This window comes from Legionella moravica DSM 19234, from assembly GCF_000423305.1.
GTDB classification, from domain to species: Bacteria; Pseudomonadota; Gammaproteobacteria; order Legionellales; family Legionellaceae; genus Legionella; species Legionella moravica.
The window spans coordinates 35,691-56,164 of record NZ_KE384000.1 but is presented as its reverse complement, the minus strand read 5'-3'; the positions used below and the strand labels follow the sequence as shown (position 1 = coordinate 56,164).

Genomic DNA, 20,474 nt, shown 5'->3' with positions numbered 1-20,474 from the left:
TTTAATTGAATGTTTTACGTAGGCATAAGGACAGTGAGCATGTACGAAACACCAGGAACTTTATTTACAAGGGTGATCGGTAGTTTCTTCTTTTTTCTCTTTTTTATCTTCCTGTCCAGTGCTCAGGCTGCAAAGCCATTATGGACTTTTGCCCCGCAAACACCAATCGATCTTACAGTATATAAAGGCAGCAATACGCAGGTTATCTACACGGTGAAAAATCAATCGACCAGTTCTAAAAATCTGGTGATGAAACAGATTCCAGGAATATCGCAAAGCCAACCCTGCCAGCTTCCTGCTAATGGAACCTGTACATTAATCCTTAACATCAATGGTTCTACTCTGCAAGGTGACGTGCTTGGAGGACCTATTTTATGCCAGCAAGGTAATAACTTGATGTGTTACAGCCCGAGTGAGACTGATGAGTTACGTATTCGTCTGACAAATCAACCGCCATCTCCACCACCACCGCCACCACCACCGCCTGCTTATTACACCGTGATTCCCTTGGCTGGTGCTAACGGAGTCATTGATCCAGTAGTGGATCAAGTGGTTCTTTCCGGATCAAATATAGCGTTTACTGCAACCCCGGATGCCAATTTTTTAGTCGATCAATGGTTACTGGATGGTAATGCCGTTCAAAATGGCGGTACCAGTTATCAGCTCATTAATATTCAGGCCAATCATACTGTAGAGGTAATTTTTACTCCCGTAAAATACACCATCACACCTTCGGCGGGGGCGAACGGAGCCATTTCTCCCGCAGTGCCTCAGTTGGTTAATTACGGATCCAGTATTGCGTTTACCGCAACTCCCGATGCTTATTTTGGCGTTGATCAATGGCTACTTGATGGGAACGTAGTTCAAAATGGCGGCACCACCTACCAGTTGAACACAGTTCAAGCCGATCACACGATTGAGGTGACTTTTAATCAGACCACATTGTCTCCATTAACCTCAAATCTGACCTTATCCATCAACAGTCCCTTACCCACATCTGATCCGGCATTAACCCTCACTCCACGCATCATCCGAATTCGGAATACAGGAAGTATAACTGCTACGAATCTTCAGGTGAGTTCAAGCACCTTTCCATCGGGATCTTCAATATCGAGTAATGCCTGTACTGGCACTCTGACCTCGAATGCAACCTGCGACATCACGATTACTCCCGGAGCTACTGCAAGTCCCGATGCCACTGCCATTTCTTGCAATACATCGCCTGGAAGAACCCCTGTGCCTACTGTAGTGACGGTCAGCGCGGATAATGCCACACCAATCGACATTAATGTACTGATATTGGGCTATGGTTGTATTTATCAGGGAGGATATTTATTCACAGTAGATAATACTACTTCAAATACGGGGAGTATTGGCGGGAAAGTGGCAGCATTACTCGATGAGCCATTTCCATATGCGTGGGCGACATTATTCAATGACACCCTGGCAAACAGTCTTCTGGATGGATTAACCGATTCCAATGCTCTTGCAACTCCCGTAGGTCAATATCCAGCAGCGCAAATCTGTCTCAATAAGAGTGATCAAGGATTTACAGATTGGTACTTGCCAGCGATTTGCGAGTTGGGTCGCTATGTGGGTATTAATACCAATGCTGGCTGTGGGAATTTTAGACCCAACTTATACGCAACACTGTCTTTGAAAAATTTAGGTGGTTTTGTGACTTCTATTTATTGGAGTTCATCCGAGTATGTTCTTAATGCTCAATTCAGCGCCTGGGCGCAGTACTTTGGCTTTGGAGACCAGTTTTTCAACAGTAAGACCATTAGTAGTAGCGTACGATGTATTCGGGTTTTTGTCCCTTAATCTGGTGTTTACAGTATATTGAGGCAGCTTGGCTGCCTCAATATAATTGACAGGACTTTTCCTTTTATCCTTTAATCGAACAAACTGAGGATGAAATCAATGACATTATCCTTGTTTATCTGCTGTGATTCGTGAGCTGACCGTGCCTTGTATTCAACACAATCCTGATCCAGGTTCCGATCGCTAACCACCAGACGATGCGGTATGCCAATTAAATCGTTGTCGGCAAAGAGAACCCCGGGTCTTTCATTACGATCATCCAATAAGACGTCCAAACCTGAATTAGAACACTGTTGGTATAAATACTCCGCATATTCAGACACCTTCTGGGATCTTTGCCCATTTATCGGGATGATGACCAGTTGGAATGGGGCAATGGCCTGGGGCCAGATAATGCCATGTTCATCATGGTGCTGTTCTATAGCCGCTGCAACCACACGACTAATCCCTAATCCATAACATCCCATCAGCATGGTCTGTAATTGTCCTTGTTCATTAAGTACTGCTGCATTCATGGCTTTGGCGTATTTGTCGCCTAACTGGAATACATGCCCAACCTCTATACCACGGCATGAGTGAAGCGTGCCTTTTCCATCCGGACTTGCATCGCCTTCTTTGACATTGCGTAAATCAAAGGCTTCAGTGCAAGTGGCATCTCTATCCCAGGCTGCATGGATGTAATGTTTGTCTGTCTGATTGGCACCACAGACGAATGAGCTCATGGCCAAGGCATGGTGATCGACAATCACAGGTATACTCAGGTTCACTGGTCCCAGGGAGCCAACTGGAGTGTTAAGTGATTTCTTAATTGTCTCTTCATCGATGAAAATCAAAGGCGAGTGCACCATCGGGTGTTTTATTGCCTTCACTTCATTGAGTTCGTCGTCACCTCTTAAAACCAAAGCGACCATAGGATGATCTGTACCTTGGACAATTAATGTTTTGATTGTTTCTTTAGCATCGACTTTTAAAAATTGCGCTACTTCCGCTATGGTTTTTTGATTTGGCGTATCGACCAGTTCCATGGATTTGCTTGTAATATCGTTTGCTTTAGCAGGTCTTAAACTGGTGGCTTGTTCAATGTTTGCCGCATAATCACTGCCATCACTATAAAAAATCAAATCTTCACCTGAATCGGCCAGTACCTGAAATTCGTGGGATGCGGAGCCACCAATAGCTCCAGTATCTGCTTCTACAGCGCGGAATTTTAAGCCCATACGATTAAATATCCGGCTGTAGGCCTGATACATGTCTTCATAGGTAGCCTGCAAACTTTCCATACTCAAATGAAAAGAGTAGGCGTCCTTCATAATGAACTCTCGAGCACGCATAACGCCGAATCGTGGTCTGATTTCATCACGGAATTTAGTCTGAATTTGATAAAAATTAGCGGGAAGTTGTTTGTAGGAGCGAAGTTCGTTGCGCATAATATCGGTGATTACTTCTTCATGCGTTGGGCCAAAGCAATACTCCCGTTCATTGCTGTCGCGCATGGTCAGTAATTGACCGCCAAAAGTCTCCCATCGGCCTGTTTCTTGCCATAACTCTGCGGGTTGTACCGCTGGCATCAAGACTTCCATGGCATGAGTTTTGTTCATTTCTTCGCGAACAATATTTTCAATTTTACGCAGTACTTTAAGACCTAATGGCATCCAGGTATAAAGGCCGGAGCCTAGCTTACGAATCATACCTGCTCTGAGCATTAGTTGATGGGATGTGATTTCAGCATCACTTGGCGTTTCTTTTTGGGTCGCTAAAAACCATTGGGATGCACGCATTTCAGCTCCTGGAGTAGTCTAAATTCTATTTGGTGGGTTATTATATACTTATCATGAGATAATTGGCGATATCTATTAGGAATACTGATGAATACCCTGGGCTTAATTCATACTTTTTGCAAAGTCGCACAATGTGCCAATTTTAGTGCGGCAGCTAAGGTTTTGAATGTTTCTGCTGCGGCAGTCAGTAAACAAATCAGTTTATTGGAATCCAGCCTCGGAGTAATGCTTCTGCATCGTACAACACGACAGGTATCGCTTACCGAGATTGGCGAAACGTATTACCGTGAAGCCCAAAGGGTCCTGCTTGCTGTGGATAAAGCCAATGGGGTGGTTGCTGATGCAAAACAAGAGCCTACCGGTTTATTAAGAGTGAAAAGCTCACGGTATTTTGCTGATCAGTACATTCTTCCCCGACTGAAGGAATACAGGAATCGTTACCCTCAGGTTACTATTGATATACAAATTGCGGAACACATTCCCAATCTTTTGGAAGAGGATTTGGATGTGGTATTTGGTATGTCAGCGCAGGTTGCTTCTAATTCAGTTCAAAAGAAAATTACCTCTACCCGTTATGTCTTTTGTGCCTCCCCAGCCTACCTGAGCTTAAAAAATCATCCTTGCACACCCTCGGATTTATTAAATCATGATTACATCACTCATACCATGAGAACGCCTAATGATGCCTGGACTTTTCCTTCTGGTGAAACGGTGTATCTTATGCCAGTTTTATATCTGAATGATGCTCAGGCCATGCTGGATTGTGCGATTAATGGTTTGGGAATTGTTGCCTTACATCATTACCAGGTTGCGGATTCTTTAGCGTGTGGGAAACTGGAAGAGGTTTTGATCAATTTTCGAATGCCAAAGATTCCCGTATTTCTCTATTATCATCCTGGACGTTATATGCAACCTAAAGTGAGAACCTGGGTTGATTTTATGAGTCAGGGTTTGCCTGAAGAGTTGTAACAATAACGGGTGTTATTTCTCGCATTTAGAAGACGAAATCAATAGTGTTCGACTTTCATGTTGAGACTTTGTATTAAATATTGTGTTGTATTGGAACGAATAATCAATAATGAAAAATCAATGTTTAAATGGAGTTCAGGAAGGTTATAGGATTGATTCACTCTCCAGCATGACTTGAATTGGCAATTATTTTCCTGAGTTACAGTGGGTTTGTTAATCGGTTTGGGATGTACAGTCAATTTATGCGTCTTAATTGCCTGCAGTTCTTTATCAAAAAACAAGTTCATGGGTTCCCATGCTGCATGAGAGTAGTACTTTTGAACCTGTTCAATATCGGCTTGTGTGTCTTGATAGCTTGCAGTTAATGACTCCATTAAGACGTGCTCTGTCCACTGTGTTACGGCTGTGTCACTTAAATGATTGTTTGAGCTGTAACTGGATATGGACGAAATCAGGGTGAACAGCAGTGCACAATGAAGGGCAAACTTGGATAACATTGTCCAATTCCTTTTGTTAAATAAATAACTTACCTAAATAATAGTTTGAGCAAACATTAATATCCAGGATGCAATTAAAAAAATGGTGCGATCAGTGGCCAGGTTCTGTGAACACAATTCATTTTTTGCATAAAAAACGTTATTGCGAGCGATAGCATGCAATCCAGATCGAAATTTTGTGAGAATGCTAGGCTGGATTGCTTCACTTCGTTCGCGGAGCCCAGTTGATATTATGATTTATTGAGAGATTTTTGAGCAATCCTGTTTGCAAGCAAACAGGCTACAACTGCACTAGATAAATTCCGCGGAAATTCGAAATGAGGCTTGTACACACATCTCAAACGAATTCCCGCGGGAGCCAGTGTTATAGCACTGACATCCTGGTTCCACGATCAAAGCCGCTGGGTGTGGGTAAAGAAGTGATCAAGCGACAGTTGTAAGCAAACAGGCCAGGAGATAAATCTATGGGTTATTCCTGATGTACTGAGTATTATCATCCATGACGATTTGAATTCTTTCTTCGAGTTGTATTGGTTGAGAAAAGAAACTTTGTCGTGAATCGGTTAATGAGCTGCTTGCGTCAAAGTCTTTTGGGAATGGAATTACAGAAGTCATCATTTGATGATGGCACAGAGGAGGAGGCTTGTGAATTGGTTTGGTGTGAATACGGTGGTTTCAGGGAGTTGATTAACATATTTTGCTGTACGCTATCGAGTAAAGAAAATAATTTAAGGTATGCGGCAACACGCCCTTTGTCGGTTAATCCATTCTGACTCATGGCACGAGTCCAGGCACTCAGGTCATCATCAGGACGTTGGCTTATGAGTTCTGCAAGTACATGCGGGTCAAATGCAGTCATTCGTTCTAACAAATGCACTTCTATACGGATATACTTTGCTTAAGTCTTGAATTGGTTTAGAAAAGACGCACTGAGTTTTAAATTGTATCATGACAAGGATATTTGTTAAGTCTTTATGTCCATTGAATTTCCACTTTGGAATTTTGCATTTGGCCGGAGTGTTTATTTGGATGCGTTAGACATTTTGTTCACAGAACCTGGGTAACTAGGTGTTAAAAGCAACGAGAATTTAGTTTGTTATTGCCGAGGCTGTTTTAATCTGAATTCAGCAGTTCAAGGCATGAGGAATGTCCGTTTGCTGAATTCAGATTAAAGAATGCTGTTTTCTCAGACTATGCACTCAGTTTAGCTTGTTGAAGAACACTTTCGCATTTCTCAACTAATATTTTTTCTTCCATACCTTCCAGTTTAACCAGTTCAGACGCAAAGTTTTTATAATTGACTTTACCACTGTTGACATCGTATACGGCGCCAACGATACCAACCTCGTCGTTGCTTATCATCGTCTTTAAAATATCGCTTTGTGAGTATATATTGTGCAGTGTGTTGGCAATATTCAGCTCAGTTACTCGAGTAACAAAAGAGGTATTCTGGCCAGTGCGATTCTCAGTTGTTTTAGTTTCAGCCTGAATTGCTGGCTTTATTTTTGAAAGCAACTGGGTAATGTGTCCTTTTTCGATGTTATCGCATGCGGATTGGATTGCGCCGCATCGGGTGTGTCCAAGGACGACGATTAATTTAGCACCAACTACATTACAGGCGTATTCGATACTGGCAAGAACGTCATCATTGATGACATTTCCTGCAATTCGGACACAAAATATATCCCCGAAACTCATATCAAAAATAGTTTCCACAGGAACTCGAGAATCAATACAGCCCAGGACAACCGCGATTGGGTGCTGCATTTTGGCTGTATGTTTTATGTCGATTCGATTCGACCTATGTATGCGTGTGTCATGCAGGAAGCGTTGGTTGCCCTCATGCAATATATTAAGCACCTCAGCAGGTGACAGATTGGATTGAACGTCGTAAGTAGTGACATTAATAAAATCAATGTAGTTATGAATTTTATAATGATCTTTAAAACCGGTCATGTTTAATGCGATATGTTTACTGGGTGCCATATCTTCTTTGTATTCTTTTAAGAATTCCAGAATTTCTTTATCTATGTATTGGGTATATCGGGCATCGATAATCAATTGAGCGTGTTTGGGTATGGAATTTAGTTCAGCTACCAGAGCTGCCTTGTTAAGAAAAGTCATTTGTTGAGGTAGAATAATCCGGCTGGTTATGCCATTCGGGTATATTTCTTTGATAATGTCTATCCGTGTCTGGCTGTTTGATTTTAAGATATAAAATAGAGAGATGGATAAACCGATCAGGATTCCTGCCAGCAAATTAAAGGCAATAATGCTGATTACTGTTACTATAAAAGGGATAAAGCGATCGCTTCCCTGGAAGTATATATTACGGTAAATGGAGGGTTTATTCAGTTTGTATCCAGTATAAATCAGGATTGCGGCAAGAGATGACAGCGGAATTTTGTTTAATGCTCCTGGTACCATCATTACGGCAAACAAGATAAAGAGACCGTGTAAAATTGTTGACATTTTTGTTTTGGAACCGGCCTGAATATTGATAGATGTCCTTACAATTACCGAAGTAATCGGGATGCCTCCAATAAGGCCCGCAGACATGTTACCCACTCCTTGCGCAATTAATTCACGATTGGTAGAGGCATGCAATCTTCTTTTATCGATACGTTCTCCTGCTTTTAAATTCAGCAGAGATTCCAATGATGCGACTATTCCTATGATTAATGCATACAGATACACTTTGGGTTCTGTCCAGGAAGACCATTGTGGGTATTGAAGCTGGCTAAAAAATTCATACAGCCCGGTTGTTTCTGGAATGTTCACCAACTGCGGTGAGTTTTGTACCAGGGGAGAATCGAGCCATTGAAACAGATCGTTAAGAAAAACTCCCGCAACTACCACGACGATCGGGGCTGGAATTTCTTTTAAGAGTTTTATTTTTGTGTATTCGAAGTAAATTAAAATGGACATTGATATTGCAGTAATCAGCATAGCCCCAGTATTAATATGATTCGATAAAGCCAGAAGAGGGCTGAGGGTAATAACGTCTGCAGTTTCCAATAGGTGAGTTTTCAGTTCATCAAAATCGGAGGAAAGGGTAAATGCCAAGGGTAATTGTTTGATTATTAATAAAATTCCCACCGCACAAAGCAAGCCCTGCACAACATTTGTAGGGACGTAATCGGCTACAAAACCCGCTTTAAAACTGCCGATGATGACTTGCAACACACCTGCTAGTAGCAGTGCGAGTAAAAAGGAATTAAAATCACCAATTTGAGCTATTGCAGTGACTACAACGGCCGCCATACCAGCAGCAGGTCCACTGACACTTATATGTGAGCCACTGATACAGCCAACGACTATACCGCCGATAATCCCACTTAAAATTCCAGAAAATAGTGGGGCGCCGGATGCGAGTGCGATACCGAGGCATAAGGGAATAGCCACGAGAAATACAACGATGGCAGCAACAAAGTCAAATTTGAAGTAGCGTTTAGTATATACACGAAATTTACGCGGATTTATAATTGTTCTATTGATCATCGAAAAGTTCCTGTATCTAATTATAAGCCTAAGATTGGGCAAACCAGTCCATTTTATTCGAGGTAATTTGACTACTCATCAAATTGAACACAACTTCATGTACAGCAGGGGTAGGTCGGGCCTTGGCTCGACAATTCCTTATATACAGTCGAAATCAGAATAGTCAACACACACTTTGTATAAGTTAGTCCATTTCAGTCATCACAGGGCATTAAACGCATGCTATGATGATTCATTATGGTTAGCTTGTGCAAATCATATACTATACATTATGTAATATATTTGTAAAGAATGTTACGTATTTTTTTCTTAGGCAGATAGGCAACATTTCTCACACTCTATTACAGTTCTCCCAGACTAAATCTGAGCACAGATTTTTCAAATAACTTCTATCTGCTCTCTCTCCCGCGCTAGGAATTTGACGAGTATGATGATGCTTTTTCGCGGGACGAGGGTTGGGGAGAGGGAATGGAACAATCTGTGCTAAGACCACAAGTTCGCAATTTAGACACAAGTACCTGATCCTGTTATCAATAGGCTGTACGTGATGAAACGTGTCGCTGGCATTATTCTCATTTTAAAGCCGATGTTGCCTAATTAATATGCCAGCGTCGCTAGGGTAATGATGTTCAGTCTTCCAATATTTCAAATTCCTCTATCTCAATTTGAGCACAGATTTTTCAAATAACTTCGATCTGCTCCCTCTCCCGCGCTAGGAATTTGACGAGTAGGATGATGCTTTTTCGCGGGACGAGGGTTGGGGAGAGGGAATGGAACATCTGTGCTAAGACCAGAAGTTCGCAATTTAGACACAAGTACCTGATCCTGTTATCAATAGGCTGTACGTGATGAAACGTGTCGCTGGCATTATTCTCATTTTAAAGCCGATGTTGCCTAATTAATATGCCAGCGTCGCTAGGGTAATGATGCTCAGTCTTCCAAAATTTCAAATTCCTCTATCTCAATTTGAGCACAGATTTTTCAAATAACTTCGATCTGCTCCCTCTCCCGCGCTAGGAATTTGACGAGTAGGATGATGCTTTTTCGCGGGACGAGGGTTGGGGAGAGGGAATGGAACATCTGTGCTAAGACCAGAAGTTCGCAATTTAGACACAAGTACCTGATCCTGTTATCAATAGGCTGTACGTGATGAAACGTGTCGCTGGCATTATTCTCATTTTAAAGCCGATGTTGCCTAATTAATATGCCAGCGTCGCTAGGATGATGATGTTCAGTCTTCCTGAATCTCAAATTCTTCTGTTTTAAAAACCTCCATCTCTGAACTGTGATTAGAAGTGATTAGCTCCTGCTCAAGATTTTTAAAATTCCACATACTTTGATCCATCAATTGACTTGGTTTTAAACTTTGCAGTGCATGGAGAATATTGCTTGGCACTTTAGGATTTTCTTCGGCCAGTTGATCAATTAAACGCGCTACTTTTTTGCGCATCAGATTTTCCTGAGAACCACAAAGGTTACACGGAATGATAGGGAAAGCCTGTTCTCCAGCAAAGGTAATAATGTCCTTTTCCTGCACGTAGCACATTGGGCGAATGACTATATGTTTTTTGTTATCGCTCAATAATTTGGGGGGCATGGAGCGTATATCGCCATTATATAATATGGACATCATTAAAGTGCGAATCATATCATCCCGATGATGCCCCAGGGCAATCTTGTTAAACCCATGTTCCTCTGCGTAGCGGTAAATAATGCCACGACGTAATCGTGAACAAAGTGAACAATAAGTTTTACCTTCAGGAACTTTTTCCTTGACGATGCTGTAGGTATCACGTGTCAGTATTTCATGTGGAATACTTCGGTCAGCCAGCCATTGGCGAAGTATGGAATCATTCCATCCCGGTTGTGCCTGATCGAGAGTAAAAGCGAACAGCTCAAATTTGTTGCCTGACCGGCGTCGTAATTGATCCAGTATGGTTAGCATGGTAAATGAATCTTTACCACCGGACAAACAGACCATTACGCGGTCTCCTCGCTGAATCATGTTAAAATCAGCGATGGCTTTACCGGTATAGTGCAATAATTTTTTTTCTACTAATGTGGGATTGGACGACATATAACAACCTAATCAAATTATTTAGTGGTAGCGCTAGATACTGAAGCTATTCCATTAACCCGAGTAGTCGCTAACCATGAGTTGACCAGCTCAATATCATTTACATTTAAAGTGCCGGCGAGATATTTTAAAGTTAATATAGCATTAATCAAATCGTACTGATCTTTTGCCAATTGTTCCTGAGCCTCAAACAATTTTTGTTGGGCATTCACTACATCCACCATGGTTCGGGTACCGACTTCAAATTGTGCTTCAGTACTTTCCAGGGAGTTCTGTTGTGAAATAATGGTTTGTCTGTCGGCTTTGACTTTGCTGATTCCATCCGTAATTGTATTGAACGCGATACGACTGTTTACAACGACGTCTCTGTAGGTTTGCTCCAGCTGTTCACTGGTCGATTGAAAACCATATTGTGCTTGTCTTGTTTGAGATTGTACCAGTCCGCCCTGGAAGACCGGAAAATTCATTGCCAATGCGACATTGGCCTGTGTTTGCTTTGTTGGCGCAAAGAACGAAGTGCTGTCTACAGTATTATGAGTCTGGGCTGCGTTAGTCTGGATGGAAAATACAGGCCAGTTACCAGCAGTTAATGATTTTACATTCTCTTTTGCTACCTCAAGACTGTATTTGGCAGCATATAGTTTATAGTTCTGTCTCAGACCTGTATCAATCCATTGATCCACATTGTTGGGTTCAGGTTTTATTAATGGAATTTTACTGTCGCGAAGAGGGGCCAATGACTCATAAACGTGGTTTGTGAGTTTTCGTAAATTTTCACTTTGGTTGATCTGATTGTTACGGGCTGAAATCACGGTTGCAACGGATTGATCATAGGCTGCTTTGGCTTCATAAACTGAAGTTATGGCATCCAGACCTACCTGAAAGCGTTGGGTTGCTTGATCGAACTGCCTTTTGTTCGCCCGTTTCTTGGCTTCAGCAAAATCCAGAGTGTCTTTGGCAAATAATACATCAAAATAGGCTTTTGCGGTTCTGAGTATCAGATTTTGTGCGGCATCATTAAAATTTGCCTGCGCAGCTTTTACAGAAGCTTTTGCTTGCGCCACTTTGGCCCATGCCTGGTAGTTAAATACTGCCTGGGAGGCGGTAACTTGCCAGACTGTATTACCATAGGCAAGGTTCGTACTAAGTCCACCCGCTTGTACAAGCTGAAGATTACGACCGAGTTGACCGTTTATTCCCACTTGAGGAAAAAGCGCAGCTCGAGCCTGCGGGATCGCTTCTGTACTGGACATATAGGTATCATAAGCATTTTTGAATACGGTATCGTTCTCAAGAGCCTGTTGATAAATATCCATTAGATCAGTTGCATGTGTATGTGCAGACAGACCTAGAGTTAATATACAGAACAGCAACGATCTCTTCATTCGAGCTTTCCCTAGAATACAAATTCTTTTGGTTTTAATTGATCTACAAGCTGAGGAATATCGGTTTCAAAAAGCAGAGCTTCTGTCCAGATATCGTTATGATCAAGATTATATAAACGAGCCTGCATTATAGGCGATTTACCTTCTATAGTGAATAACGTTCCACCCGGCAATATCTGTAGTCTGTGGGTTTCTGTTACTTGTTCTATCGCACCGGTAAACACCATAACGTCATAGGGTGCGCTTTGCAGCCATCCACGGCATGCATCACCTGTATGCAATTCGACATTAGTACATTTATGGGCTTCCAACTTTTGTTTGGCATACTGGGTGAATTCAGGATAACAATCGATACTGATTACTTTTTTACATAACTTGCTCAACATTGCAGTAAAAAAACCAGTTCCAGTTCCAACTTCCAGCACTGTTTCGTGACCTTTAAGGTTCAGACCCTGTAAAATTAATCCCTCTTCAAGAGGTGTTAACATTTTTTGGCCATGCGCCAAGGGAATCTGCATGTCTGAATATGCAAAATGAGTATACAGTTCTGGTACGAATTCATGACGAGGAATGAGATCATACAAATCAAGTATGGATTCGTTTAAAACATCGCCAGTTCTTAATTGTTGTTTGACCATATTAATGCGTGCGCTTTGATTGCTCATTTCTTCTACCGTGTTAATTATCTTTGATAGGTTAAAACTTTGGGTCAATTTTAGCAAGAATTCATCTTATGTGCTAAGTATTAATGTCTTAAAATGAAAGTTCTTATTTTTCTTATCGGTATTTCATGGTGACTATGTCTAAAATTTGTTATTATTTATAACTTTGTCAACAGCCATTGGAGAGAATAGTGCTTGAGCGATTTATTAATCATCTGCAAACAGAACTGGATGGTCTTAAAAATGAAGGTTTATTTAAATCAGAACGCATTATTTCCAGTCAGCAACAAGCTGACGTAAAAGTAAATGAAAAGGAAGTAATCAATCTTTGCGCTAATAATTATTTAGGTTTGGCGAATGATCCTGCGCTTATTGCTGAAGGACAAAAAGCTCTTGAACAATACGGTTATGGTATGGCCTCCGTTCGTTTTATCTGCGGAACTCAAACTCCTCATAAAGTGCTGGAAGAGAAAATCAGCCAGTTTTTGAGTAAAGAAGATACTATTTTATATTCATCCTGTTTTGATGCCAATACCGGCCTTTTTGAAACCTTGCTGGGCGAAGAGGACGCTATAATCAGTGATGCACTGAATCATGCCAGCATTATCGATGGGATCCGATTGTGTAAGGCTGCACGATATCGCTATGCGAATAATGATATGAGTGCTTTGGAAGAACAATTAATCGCGGCTAAAAATGCACGTTTTCGTTTGATTGCTACAGACGGTGTTTTTTCAATGGACGGTATACTGGCCAATCTACCTGCAATTTGTGACTTGGCAGATAAATACGATGCCATGGTGATGGTTGATGATTCCCATGCTGTCGGATTTATGGGTGCGACAGGGAGAGGAACTCCTGAGCATTTTGGTGTGACTGATCGTATTGATATTGTTACAGGTACGCTTGGCAAAGCCTTGGGAGGTGCTTCAGGCGGATACACTTCTGCAAATAAGGTCATTGTTGAATGGTTGCGTCAACGCTCCAGACCTTATCTGTTTTCCAATACTTTAGCGCCTGTTATAGCCCATACTTCATCCGTAGTGTTGGATAAATTAACTCAAAGTAATTCTTTGGCTGAAAAATTAAAACGCAACAGCCACTATTTTCGGAAAGGAATGACTGAATTGGGATTCAAATTGATTCCAGGCGAACATCCCATTATTCCTGTGATGCTTGGTGATGCCAGTTTGGCAGGGCGTATAGCCAATCGATTGTTGGAATTGGGTATTTATGTTGTTGGATTTTCTTATCCAGTTGTGCCAAAAGGTTTAGCTCGAATTCGAACACAGATGTCAGCCGCTCTTGAATTGCATCATTTAGACAAGGCATTGCATGCATTTGAAACGGTTGGAAAGGAATTTTCCGTAATTTAATTGGATACTCCAGGACAAAAAGAGACGTTGAATATCAAGGATAAAACCGCTCCTGTTGTTTTCAAGCAGGATTAAATTAACTCATTATTATTCTGAGGTACTGAATGAAATCGCTAGTCAAAGCTAAAAGAGAACCCGGAATTTGGATGCAGGATGTACCAGTTCCAGAATACGGTGTAAATGACGTATTAATTAAAATTAAAAAAACAGCAATTTGTGGCACAGACATTCATATTTATAAATGGGATGACTGGGCTCAGGCAACAATTCCTGTGCCTATGACCGTTGGCCATGAGTTTTATGGTGAAATTGTTGAAGTGGGTAAGGAAGTTCAAGGCCTAAAAGTTGGTCAAAGGGTTTCGGGTGAAGGTCATATAACCTGTGGCTTTTGCCGTAATTGTCGTGCTGGCAAGAGGCATTTATGTCGTAATACCTTGGGTGTTGGTGTCAACAGACCAGGATGTTTTGCCGAATATCTGGCTATTCCAGCTACAAACGTTATTGCACTTCCCGATAATATTACAGGTGATCAGGCTTCAATACTGGATCCGCTGGGTAATGCAGCGCATTGCGCCCTGGCATTTGATGTGGTGGGTGAGGATGTATTAATTACCGGCGCTGGTCCAATCGGCATCATGGCTGTAGCAATAGTAAAACACATTGGTGCCCGGCATATAGTCATTACTGATGTGAATGATTATCGTCTGGATCTGGCTCGAAAAATGGGAGCCACTCGCGCGGTGAATGTGAGCAATGAAAAACTGGATGATGTTATTGCCGAGTTAGGTATGGTGGAAGGCTTTGATATTGGTCTGGAAATGTCAGGTAATCCTGCCGCCTTGAATGATATGATGAGAACAATGAACCATGGAGGGCATGTTGCTATTCTGGGGATTCCTCCTCAGGCAACTCCAGTTGATTGGAATCAGGTCATTTTTAAGGGTTTAGTAATTAAAGGAATCTATGGTCGAGAAATGTATGAAACCTGGTATAAAATGATAGCCATGCTACAAAGTGGATTAACTATTGAACCGGTAATGACTCATCATTTTCCGGTAGATCAGTATGAACATGCGTTTCAAATTATGGCATCAGGTCAGTCAGGAAAAGTAATTCTTGATTGGTAATTGAGCCAGATTAAAAGAGGGTTGGAGTATTATGGCACAGTATATTTTCACCATGAATCGGGTGAGCAAAATTGTTGAAAATCAACGATTTATTTTAAAAGATATTTCATTAAGTTTTTACCCTGGGGCTAAAATTGGGGTATTGGGATTAAATGGTTCGGGTAAATCTACTTTATTGCGAATCATGGCAGGCGTTGACACGCAGTTTGAAGGTGAGGCAAGACCTCAACCTGGAATTCGAATTGGGTACCTGGAGCAAGAGCCGCAACTTCATCTGGAAAAAACTGTTCGAGAAGTAGTGGAAGAAGGTGTTGCTGAAATCAAAGATAAATTGGTGCGTTTTGATGCGATCAGCATGCGTTTTGCTGAGCCAATGAGTGACGATGAAATGAATACTCTGCTCGCTGAGCAGGGTGAGCTGCAAAATGAAATTGAAGCGTGCGGTGGCTGGGATCTGGATAGAAAACTGGATATTGCTGCTGATGCGTTGAGATTGCCTGAATGGGATGCGGTGGTTGGCAAGCTTTCTGGAGGGGAGAGAAGACGGGTGGCTTTATGCCGTTTGTTGCTTTCCAATCCTGATATGTTATTGCTTGATGAACCGACTAACCATTTAGACGCAGAAAGTGTTGCCTGGTTGGAACATTATCTTGAAGGATTCCCAGGTACTGTAGTAGCGATTACCCATGATCGATATTTTCTGGATAATGCGGCAGAATGGATACTTGAGCTGGATAGGGGTGAAGGTATTCCCTACAAAGGTAATTATACTTCCTGGCTTGAACAGAAAGAAGAACGTTTGAATATGGAGAAAAAACAGGAAGATTCACACCAACGAGCGATAAAAGCCGAGTTGGAGTGGGTTCGAACCTCTCCAAAAGGACGACATGCCAAGAATAAGGCTCGACTTGCCCGATTTGAAGAAATGAATTCCAAAGAGTTTCAAAAACGTAATGAAACTAATGAAATTTATATTCCACCAGGTGAGCGTCTTGGCGATTTGGTGTTGGAAGGTGAAAAAATTTGTAAAGCCTTTGGAGACCGTATTCTTATTGATAATCTGGATTTTGTTCTTCCAAAAGGTGGTGTATTGGGCATTATTGGACCGAATGGCGCAGGTAAGTCAACCTTTTTGAAAATGATCACGGGTCAGGAAGAGCCTGATAACGGCACCATCCGCGTCGGAGAAACCGTGCAAATGGCTTATGTGGATCAGATGCGCGATGACTTGAATGCGAACAACTCAGTCTGGCAGGAAATTTCTGATGGTCATGACATCATGCAAGTGGGTAGTTTCCAAATGCCTTCCCGTGCTTATGTTGGGCGATTTAACTTTAAGGGAACGGATCAACAGAAGAAAATGTCCCAATTGTCCGGTGGAGAACGCAATCGGGTGCATTTGGCCAAATTATTGAAAAGTGGTGGTAATGTATTATTGCTTGATGAACCGAGTAATGATTTGGATGTGGAAACTTTAAGAGCTTTGGAAGAAGCAATACTTAATTTTCCGGGTTGCGCTATTGTTATTTCGCATGATAGATGGTTTTTAGATAGAATTTGTACTCACTTGATGGCTTTTGAAGGAGATTCACAAATTACCTTCTTTGAAGGAAACTACAGTGACTATGAAGCCGATAGGAAAAAACGTTTGGGTGATGAGGCAACTCGACCATCGCGGATTAAATACAGACGACTTAAAGATTGATCTTATACCCGCTCAGATGAGCGGGTATACTGTATTTTGAGTTTATCCATCATTCAGGATTATTTGAATTAATTTTTGAATGATTTGGGATTATATAATGGAGAGTAAAATTAAATGAAAAAGCTGTTTTGGTTTGGCATGTTCTTATGCCTTGGTCTTACGTCCTGTGTTGAATACGACGAATCTACATTAATTACCGATGATGCGGGCTATGTGCATAGAACAACCCACTATTTAAGAGACAAGCGGGGACGTGATTATTTTCCAATGCAAATTAAAGCATCTGGAGAGCGTTTGTTTGTCTTCGATCCTAAAGCCTCTGCATGGGCTGCATACGATGAAGAAGGAAACAGGGTCATGACAGGAAGTGGTTCTGCTGGGGTTGATGTGTGTGAAGAAAACCCTAATCAATCGTGCAGAACAATTACTGGTACGTTCCGTGTTTATAATAAACATGGTGCTGAATGTCGTTCTGGAGAATATCCTGTAGACACCAAAGGCGGTGCAAAAATGCCTTATTGCATGTACTTCTATCAAGGATTCACCATTCATGCTGCTTACGAAGTTCCTGATCATCCATCCAGCCATGGTTGTGTGCGCGTTCTTCCTAGTGCTGCAAAATGGTTGAATGAAGAATTCATGCGAATTGGAACCAAGGTCATTATTCTTGCGTATCCAGATCAAAATGGTGTGAATAAGCCAGCGGTAGTAAACCGTTAATTTGTTAAATATTAATAGTTTAGGTTTTGTTGGCGGGTATGACTTTGATGCAATGCGCCTTGTTTCTGAGCGAACATCGCGCTTTGTAGGCCATTATCGCCAATTGCTTTATTCCCTCACAATCGAAGCCTGATATTATTTAATGCAAACAGCAAATGTAGCCTGTTTGCTTGCAAACAGGGTGCTTTTTTCTCAAGCACTCTAAAACGAAGTTTAGCTAGTGCTCTTAAAATCCTGGTTGCGCGCAACCAGGCTACTTAACTCACCGAATTCCCGCGGCGAAGACCGCGGGATCCATGGTGGCGGACTAGCAGTTTAAAAAATTGGATCTCTTGGTCTTCGCCGCGGGAATTCGGTTGAGATTTATTTAACCACAGGAACTGCCTCATGCTGAGGCATACTTGAGCCAAACAATGCTATTGATGCAAGAAAAGTAAAATAAAAGCTTAGGGGGACTGTGCATTAAGCACAGTACCTGAAAGGTTAATTTTTTGTGCGGAACATTCAATGGCAGGCTGTGCACAAGGGAGTAATGCAGGGTCAATAGACCCTGAACTTATGCTTCAATTTTTATTTTAAGATCCACGACATTGGCGTTGATGTTCACAAATCCTGTAGTGAATGGGACGGAAGCGTTATTTACCATAACCCTGTTCTGAATAGAGGGATAGGAGAATACATGCCCATAAATCAGTTCGACTGTAGTATTGGCATTGACATGATAGTCTCCAATCAACCCAAGGAAATATTGGGTATCTGAAGGAAAAACAATGGTTCTTAAACTGTCATGTTCAGGCCCATCATCAATCATCCCTGCCAGAGTGATTCCCAATTTCTCAGAAAATTGATTGCGTACTGCAGCTAGATAAGCATAGGATTTGCTGAAATGCATTTCAAAGACAAAGTTACTGAATGGAGGTGGGGCTGCAGTATTGAAAAGACGGGCATATTGATTCACATTCCACTCGCTTTGAAACACTTGAAGGTTAATAAGCCAGGTAGGATTGAAAATATGAACATAACTTGCAATCGTGGTTGCTGGCATATTGAAATTGAATGACAGATTGTTACTGTAATTGGAGCCAAGAACACTATAACCCGTTGTTTTTTGGACAATTCTTGAATAATAAGTCAAACCAAAAAAGTTGGTTTGATTGATGATATACGTAGCTCCGAGGTTGTAACCTAACCCAAAACTGTGGGTTTTATTAACGAGGTTAGAATAGGTAAACGGGCCTGTAGGAAAAGCCCAGTTTATTTCATTATTGAGCAGAAAATTCAAATTTAAACCGCCGCCTAACTGAAGTTTGTCACTGAAGGCGTAGGACATTTTGGGACTAACGTCTACATCATTAAGATAATTTTGCGTAACTGCATATTTAGTAAAGGCATTGTTGCCCCAATTCAGATTTGAATTGAACGGTTCCGTTACATCCAGAGCAAAAACGGTTTTATCATTGAATCGTTTGGCAATACGTCCATAGGGTAAAAGAGTATAAGTTCGTGAATGACTAACACCCGTATCGTATTGAAAGGTATTAAAATTAAGCGCGCTGCCTTTAAATGTTAAATCACGCCGTTTCAACAGTGAAGTGCAACAGTGGAACTAGGATTTAGTCCAGCAAAGAAGACCTCAAAGGGTGTTTTGTATTGTAGCACTTTTCTGGGGCGATTGTTCAAGCGATTTTCAATAGCCTGAATTTCATCATCAGTCACCCCTGTAAATTCAGTTGATTTTGGCAGGTATTGCCGCACTAAGCCATTCGTGTGTTCATTAAGTCCACGTTCCCATGAATGGTATGGAGTCGCGAAGTAACAACTTGTATTTAAAGCGCTTGCAATGTCTTTGTGGGCTGCGAACTCTTTGCCATTATCATACGTGATTGTCCTTACTGGGTGGGGTAAATCGGCCATTTTATCAACCGTTGCCTGCGTTACAAGGTCAGCCATTTTTCGGTCAATTTTTTTAAGCAAAGTAAACTTTGAATGCCGTTCGACATACGAAACAATAGCCCCCTTATGCTTTGCCCCAATGATAGTATCGCCTTCCCAATCACCTATGCGAGATTTTGTTTCGACAATCGGTGGTCGTGCTGTAATGTCGACTCGATCGGGGATGCAACCACGGCCTGCTTTTCCAGATGAGCGTTTGTTGTAGCGTTTACCTCGATGCCTTAAATGCTTATACAGCTTGCCTCCAGCGCGTTTATCACCCCAGACAAACTGGTAGATGGTTTCATGGCTTATCGCCTTACCTTCAATCTTTAATCGGCCTGATATCTGATCAGGACTCCAGTCTTCAAGGAGCTTGCCTCTTATGGTGTCTTGCATCTCTCCCGTTAGTTTTTTTTTCGCCCTGCTGGCTTCGCTTCGGCGTGCTTGTGCTTTCTCATCAGCTTGTTTAAAGCGATAACCCCGCCCGCCCGTATTCCGCGCTATTTCCCGACTAATCGTCGACTTATCCCGACCAACAACCAAGGCAATTTGTCCCAGTGATTGCCCCATTGATTTTAACGCATAAATCTGACACCTTATGTCTCGAGTCACGTGATGGTAGCCTGCTGCCATGATAATCTCCTTCGGTTTGCACCTTTGAGACTATCAACTTCACGTGACTCACTCTAGTCGTTGTTCATTTTATAACCACTGTTGCACTTCGCGGTTGAAAGGGCGTCACTATAAAAACCAGTTCCACCTAAAATCAAACTTTCATTTTTGATTTTAAACAATTCGGAGGGATTGTTATAACTGATACCTGCAAAATACTGTATCACGTTTGCATGCGCACTTAATGCCAGAATGCACAAAACTCCTGTAGATAATTTCCTCATGATGTTCCTGCCATCAGAGCAG

At 41.7% G+C, this 20,474-nt stretch carries 16 protein-coding genes; 6 read left to right on the top strand and 10 right to left on the bottom strand.

Annotated features, from left to right (window positions below):
• Positions 1 to 39 precede the first annotated feature (39 nt).
• Entirely contained in the window at positions 40 to 1,824 is a 1,785-nt protein-coding gene (locus G543_RS19360; protein WP_238584787.1) for an InlB B-repeat-containing protein, read from the top strand.
• Between the two features lie 71 nt (positions 1,825 to 1,895).
• On the opposite strand, the gene G543_RS0112185 is transcribed toward G543_RS19360, so the two are convergent.
• Positions 1,896 to 3,602 carry a proline--tRNA ligase gene (locus tag G543_RS0112185; RefSeq protein WP_028384769.1) on the bottom strand — a complete coding sequence of 569 codons (1,707 nt, stop codon included), beginning with the start codon at positions 3,600 to 3,602 and terminating at the stop codon, positions 1,896 to 1,898.
• 87 nt (positions 3,603 to 3,689) lie between these two features.
• On the opposite strand from G543_RS0112185, the gene G543_RS0112180 reads away from it, so the two are divergent.
• Positions 3,690 to 4,571 carry a LysR family transcriptional regulator gene (locus tag G543_RS0112180; protein ID WP_028384768.1) on the top strand — a complete coding sequence of 294 codons (882 nt, stop codon included), beginning with the start codon at positions 3,690 to 3,692 and terminating at the stop codon, positions 4,569 to 4,571.
• 38 nt (positions 4,572 to 4,609) lie between these two features.
• Here G543_RS0112180 and G543_RS0112175 read toward each other — a convergent pair whose 3' ends face one another.
• The 6 genes from G543_RS0112175 to G543_RS0112150 all read right to left on the bottom strand — a co-directional run bounded on the left by G543_RS0112175 (position 4,610) and on the right by G543_RS0112150 (position 12,696).
• Positions 4,610 to 5,068 carry a DotI/IcmL/TraM family protein gene (locus G543_RS0112175; RefSeq protein ID WP_035922214.1) on the bottom strand — a complete coding sequence of 153 codons (459 nt, stop codon included), beginning with the start codon at positions 5,066 to 5,068 and terminating at the stop codon, positions 4,610 to 4,612.
• Between the two features lie 580 nt (positions 5,069 to 5,648).
• Positions 5,649 to 5,927 (bottom strand): hypothetical protein, encoded by a 279-nt coding sequence (locus G543_RS0112170; protein ID WP_133141389.1) that lies wholly within the window; start codon positions 5,925 to 5,927, stop codon positions 5,649 to 5,651.
• A 332-nt stretch (positions 5,928 to 6,259) separates the two neighbouring features.
• Positions 6,260 to 8,569, bottom strand: coding sequence for a bifunctional SulP family inorganic anion transporter/carbonic anhydrase (locus G543_RS0112165; protein WP_028384765.1), 2,310 nt, complete (start codon positions 8,567 to 8,569; stop codon positions 6,260 to 6,262).
• Positions 8,570 to 9,800: 1,231 nt separating this feature from the next.
• The gene (ttcA, locus tag G543_RS0112160; protein WP_028384764.1) at positions 9,801 to 10,646 is read right to left on the bottom strand and encodes a tRNA 2-thiocytidine(32) synthetase TtcA; all 846 of its coding nucleotides are present in this window, start codon (positions 10,644 to 10,646) and stop codon (positions 9,801 to 9,803) included.
• A gap of 17 nt (positions 10,647 to 10,663) precedes the next feature.
• Entirely contained in the window at positions 10,664 to 12,031 is a 1,368-nt protein-coding gene (locus G543_RS0112155; protein ID WP_028384763.1) for a TolC family outer membrane protein, read from the bottom strand.
• Between the two features lie 11 nt (positions 12,032 to 12,042).
• Positions 12,043 to 12,696 carry a protein-L-isoaspartate O-methyltransferase family protein gene (locus G543_RS0112150; RefSeq protein ID WP_028384762.1) on the bottom strand — a complete coding sequence of 218 codons (654 nt, stop codon included), beginning with the start codon at positions 12,694 to 12,696 and terminating at the stop codon, positions 12,043 to 12,045.
• A 188-nt stretch (positions 12,697 to 12,884) separates the two neighbouring features.
• Here G543_RS0112150 and G543_RS0112145 point away from each other — a divergent pair, with 188 nt between their 5' ends.
• From G543_RS0112145 to G543_RS0112130, 4 genes are all read left to right on the top strand, one after another.
• The gene (locus G543_RS0112145; RefSeq protein ID WP_028384761.1) at positions 12,885 to 14,069 is read left to right on the top strand and encodes a glycine C-acetyltransferase; all 1,185 of its coding nucleotides are present in this window, start codon (positions 12,885 to 12,887) and stop codon (positions 14,067 to 14,069) included.
• Between the two features lie 104 nt (positions 14,070 to 14,173).
• On the top strand, positions 14,174 to 15,196 hold the full coding sequence (tdh, locus tag G543_RS0112140; RefSeq protein WP_028384760.1) for an L-threonine 3-dehydrogenase: 1,023 nt from the start codon (positions 14,174 to 14,176) through the stop codon (positions 15,194 to 15,196).
• Positions 15,197 to 15,227: 31 nt separating this feature from the next.
• Positions 15,228 to 16,901: an energy-dependent translational throttle protein EttA gene (gene ettA, locus G543_RS0112135; RefSeq protein WP_028384759.1), complete on the top strand. Its 1,674-nt coding sequence runs from the start codon at positions 15,228 to 15,230 to the stop codon at positions 16,899 to 16,901.
• Between the two features lie 114 nt (positions 16,902 to 17,015).
• Positions 17,016 to 17,621: a L,D-transpeptidase gene (locus G543_RS0112130; RefSeq protein ID WP_028384758.1), complete on the top strand. Its 606-nt coding sequence runs from the start codon at positions 17,016 to 17,018 to the stop codon at positions 17,619 to 17,621.
• A gap of 556 nt (positions 17,622 to 18,177) precedes the next feature.
• On the opposite strand, the gene G543_RS17850 is transcribed toward G543_RS0112130, so the two are convergent.
• The 3 genes from G543_RS17850 to G543_RS0112115 are packed head-to-tail and all read right to left on the bottom strand — an operon-like array spanning position 18,178 to position 20,452.
• Entirely contained in the window at positions 18,178 to 19,206 is a 1,029-nt protein-coding gene (locus G543_RS17850; protein ID WP_238584786.1) for an OmpP1/FadL family transporter, read from the bottom strand.
• The gene (locus G543_RS17845) at positions 19,203 to 20,189 is read right to left on the bottom strand and encodes an IS30 family transposase (protein ID WP_035922212.1); all 987 of its coding nucleotides are present in this window, start codon (positions 20,187 to 20,189) and stop codon (positions 19,203 to 19,205) included. The genes G543_RS17850 and G543_RS17845 overlap by 4 nt, the downstream gene beginning before the upstream one ends.
• A gap of 53 nt (positions 20,190 to 20,242) precedes the next feature.
• Positions 20,243 to 20,452, bottom strand: a complete 210-nt coding sequence (locus G543_RS0112115; RefSeq protein WP_028384757.1) for a hypothetical protein — start codon at positions 20,450 to 20,452, stop codon at positions 20,243 to 20,245.
• Between the last annotated feature and the right edge of the window lie 22 nt (positions 20,453 to 20,474).

Bases quoted from the DNA above. Each gene is read 5' to 3' on its own strand.
- G543_RS0112130 (WP_028384758.1), top strand. From the start codon at position 17,016: ATGAAAAAGCTGTTTTGGTTTGGCATGTTCTTATGCCTTGGTCTTACG.
- G543_RS0112180 (WP_028384768.1), top strand. From the start codon at position 3,690: ATGAATACCCTGGGCTTAATTCATACTTTTTGCAAAGTCGCACAATGT.
- G543_RS19360 (WP_238584787.1), top strand. From the start codon at position 40: ATGTACGAAACACCAGGAACTTTATTTACAAGGGTGATCGGTAGTTTC.
- G543_RS0112150 (WP_028384762.1), bottom strand. From the start codon at position 12,696: ATGAGCAATCAAAGCGCACGCATTAATATGGTCAAACAACAATTAAGA.
- G543_RS0112185 (WP_028384769.1), bottom strand. From the start codon at position 3,602: ATGCGTGCATCCCAATGGTTTTTAGCGACCCAAAAAGAAACGCCAAGT.
- G543_RS0112115 (WP_028384757.1), bottom strand. From the start codon at position 20,452: ATGAGGAAATTATCTACAGGAGTTTTGTGCATTCTGGCATTAAGTGCG.
- ttcA (WP_028384764.1), bottom strand. From the start codon at position 10,646: ATGTCGTCCAATCCCACATTAGTAGAAAAAAAATTATTGCACTATACC.
- ettA (WP_028384759.1), top strand. From the start codon at position 15,228: ATGGCACAGTATATTTTCACCATGAATCGGGTGAGCAAAATTGTTGAA.
- tdh (WP_028384760.1), top strand. From the start codon at position 14,174: ATGAAATCGCTAGTCAAAGCTAAAAGAGAACCCGGAATTTGGATGCAG.
- G543_RS0112155 (WP_028384763.1), bottom strand. From the start codon at position 12,031: ATGAAGAGATCGTTGCTGTTCTGTATATTAACTCTAGGTCTGTCTGCA.
- G543_RS0112175 (WP_035922214.1), bottom strand. From the start codon at position 5,068: ATGTTATCCAAGTTTGCCCTTCATTGTGCACTGCTGTTCACCCTGATT.
- G543_RS17845 (WP_035922212.1), bottom strand. From the start codon at position 20,189: ATGGCAGCAGGCTACCATCACGTGACTCGAGACATAAGGTGTCAGATT.
- G543_RS0112170 (WP_133141389.1), bottom strand. From the start codon at position 5,927: ATGACTGCATTTGACCCGCATGTACTTGCAGAACTCATAAGCCAACGT.
- G543_RS0112165 (WP_028384765.1), bottom strand. From the start codon at position 8,569: ATGATCAATAGAACAATTATAAATCCGCGTAAATTTCGTGTATATACT.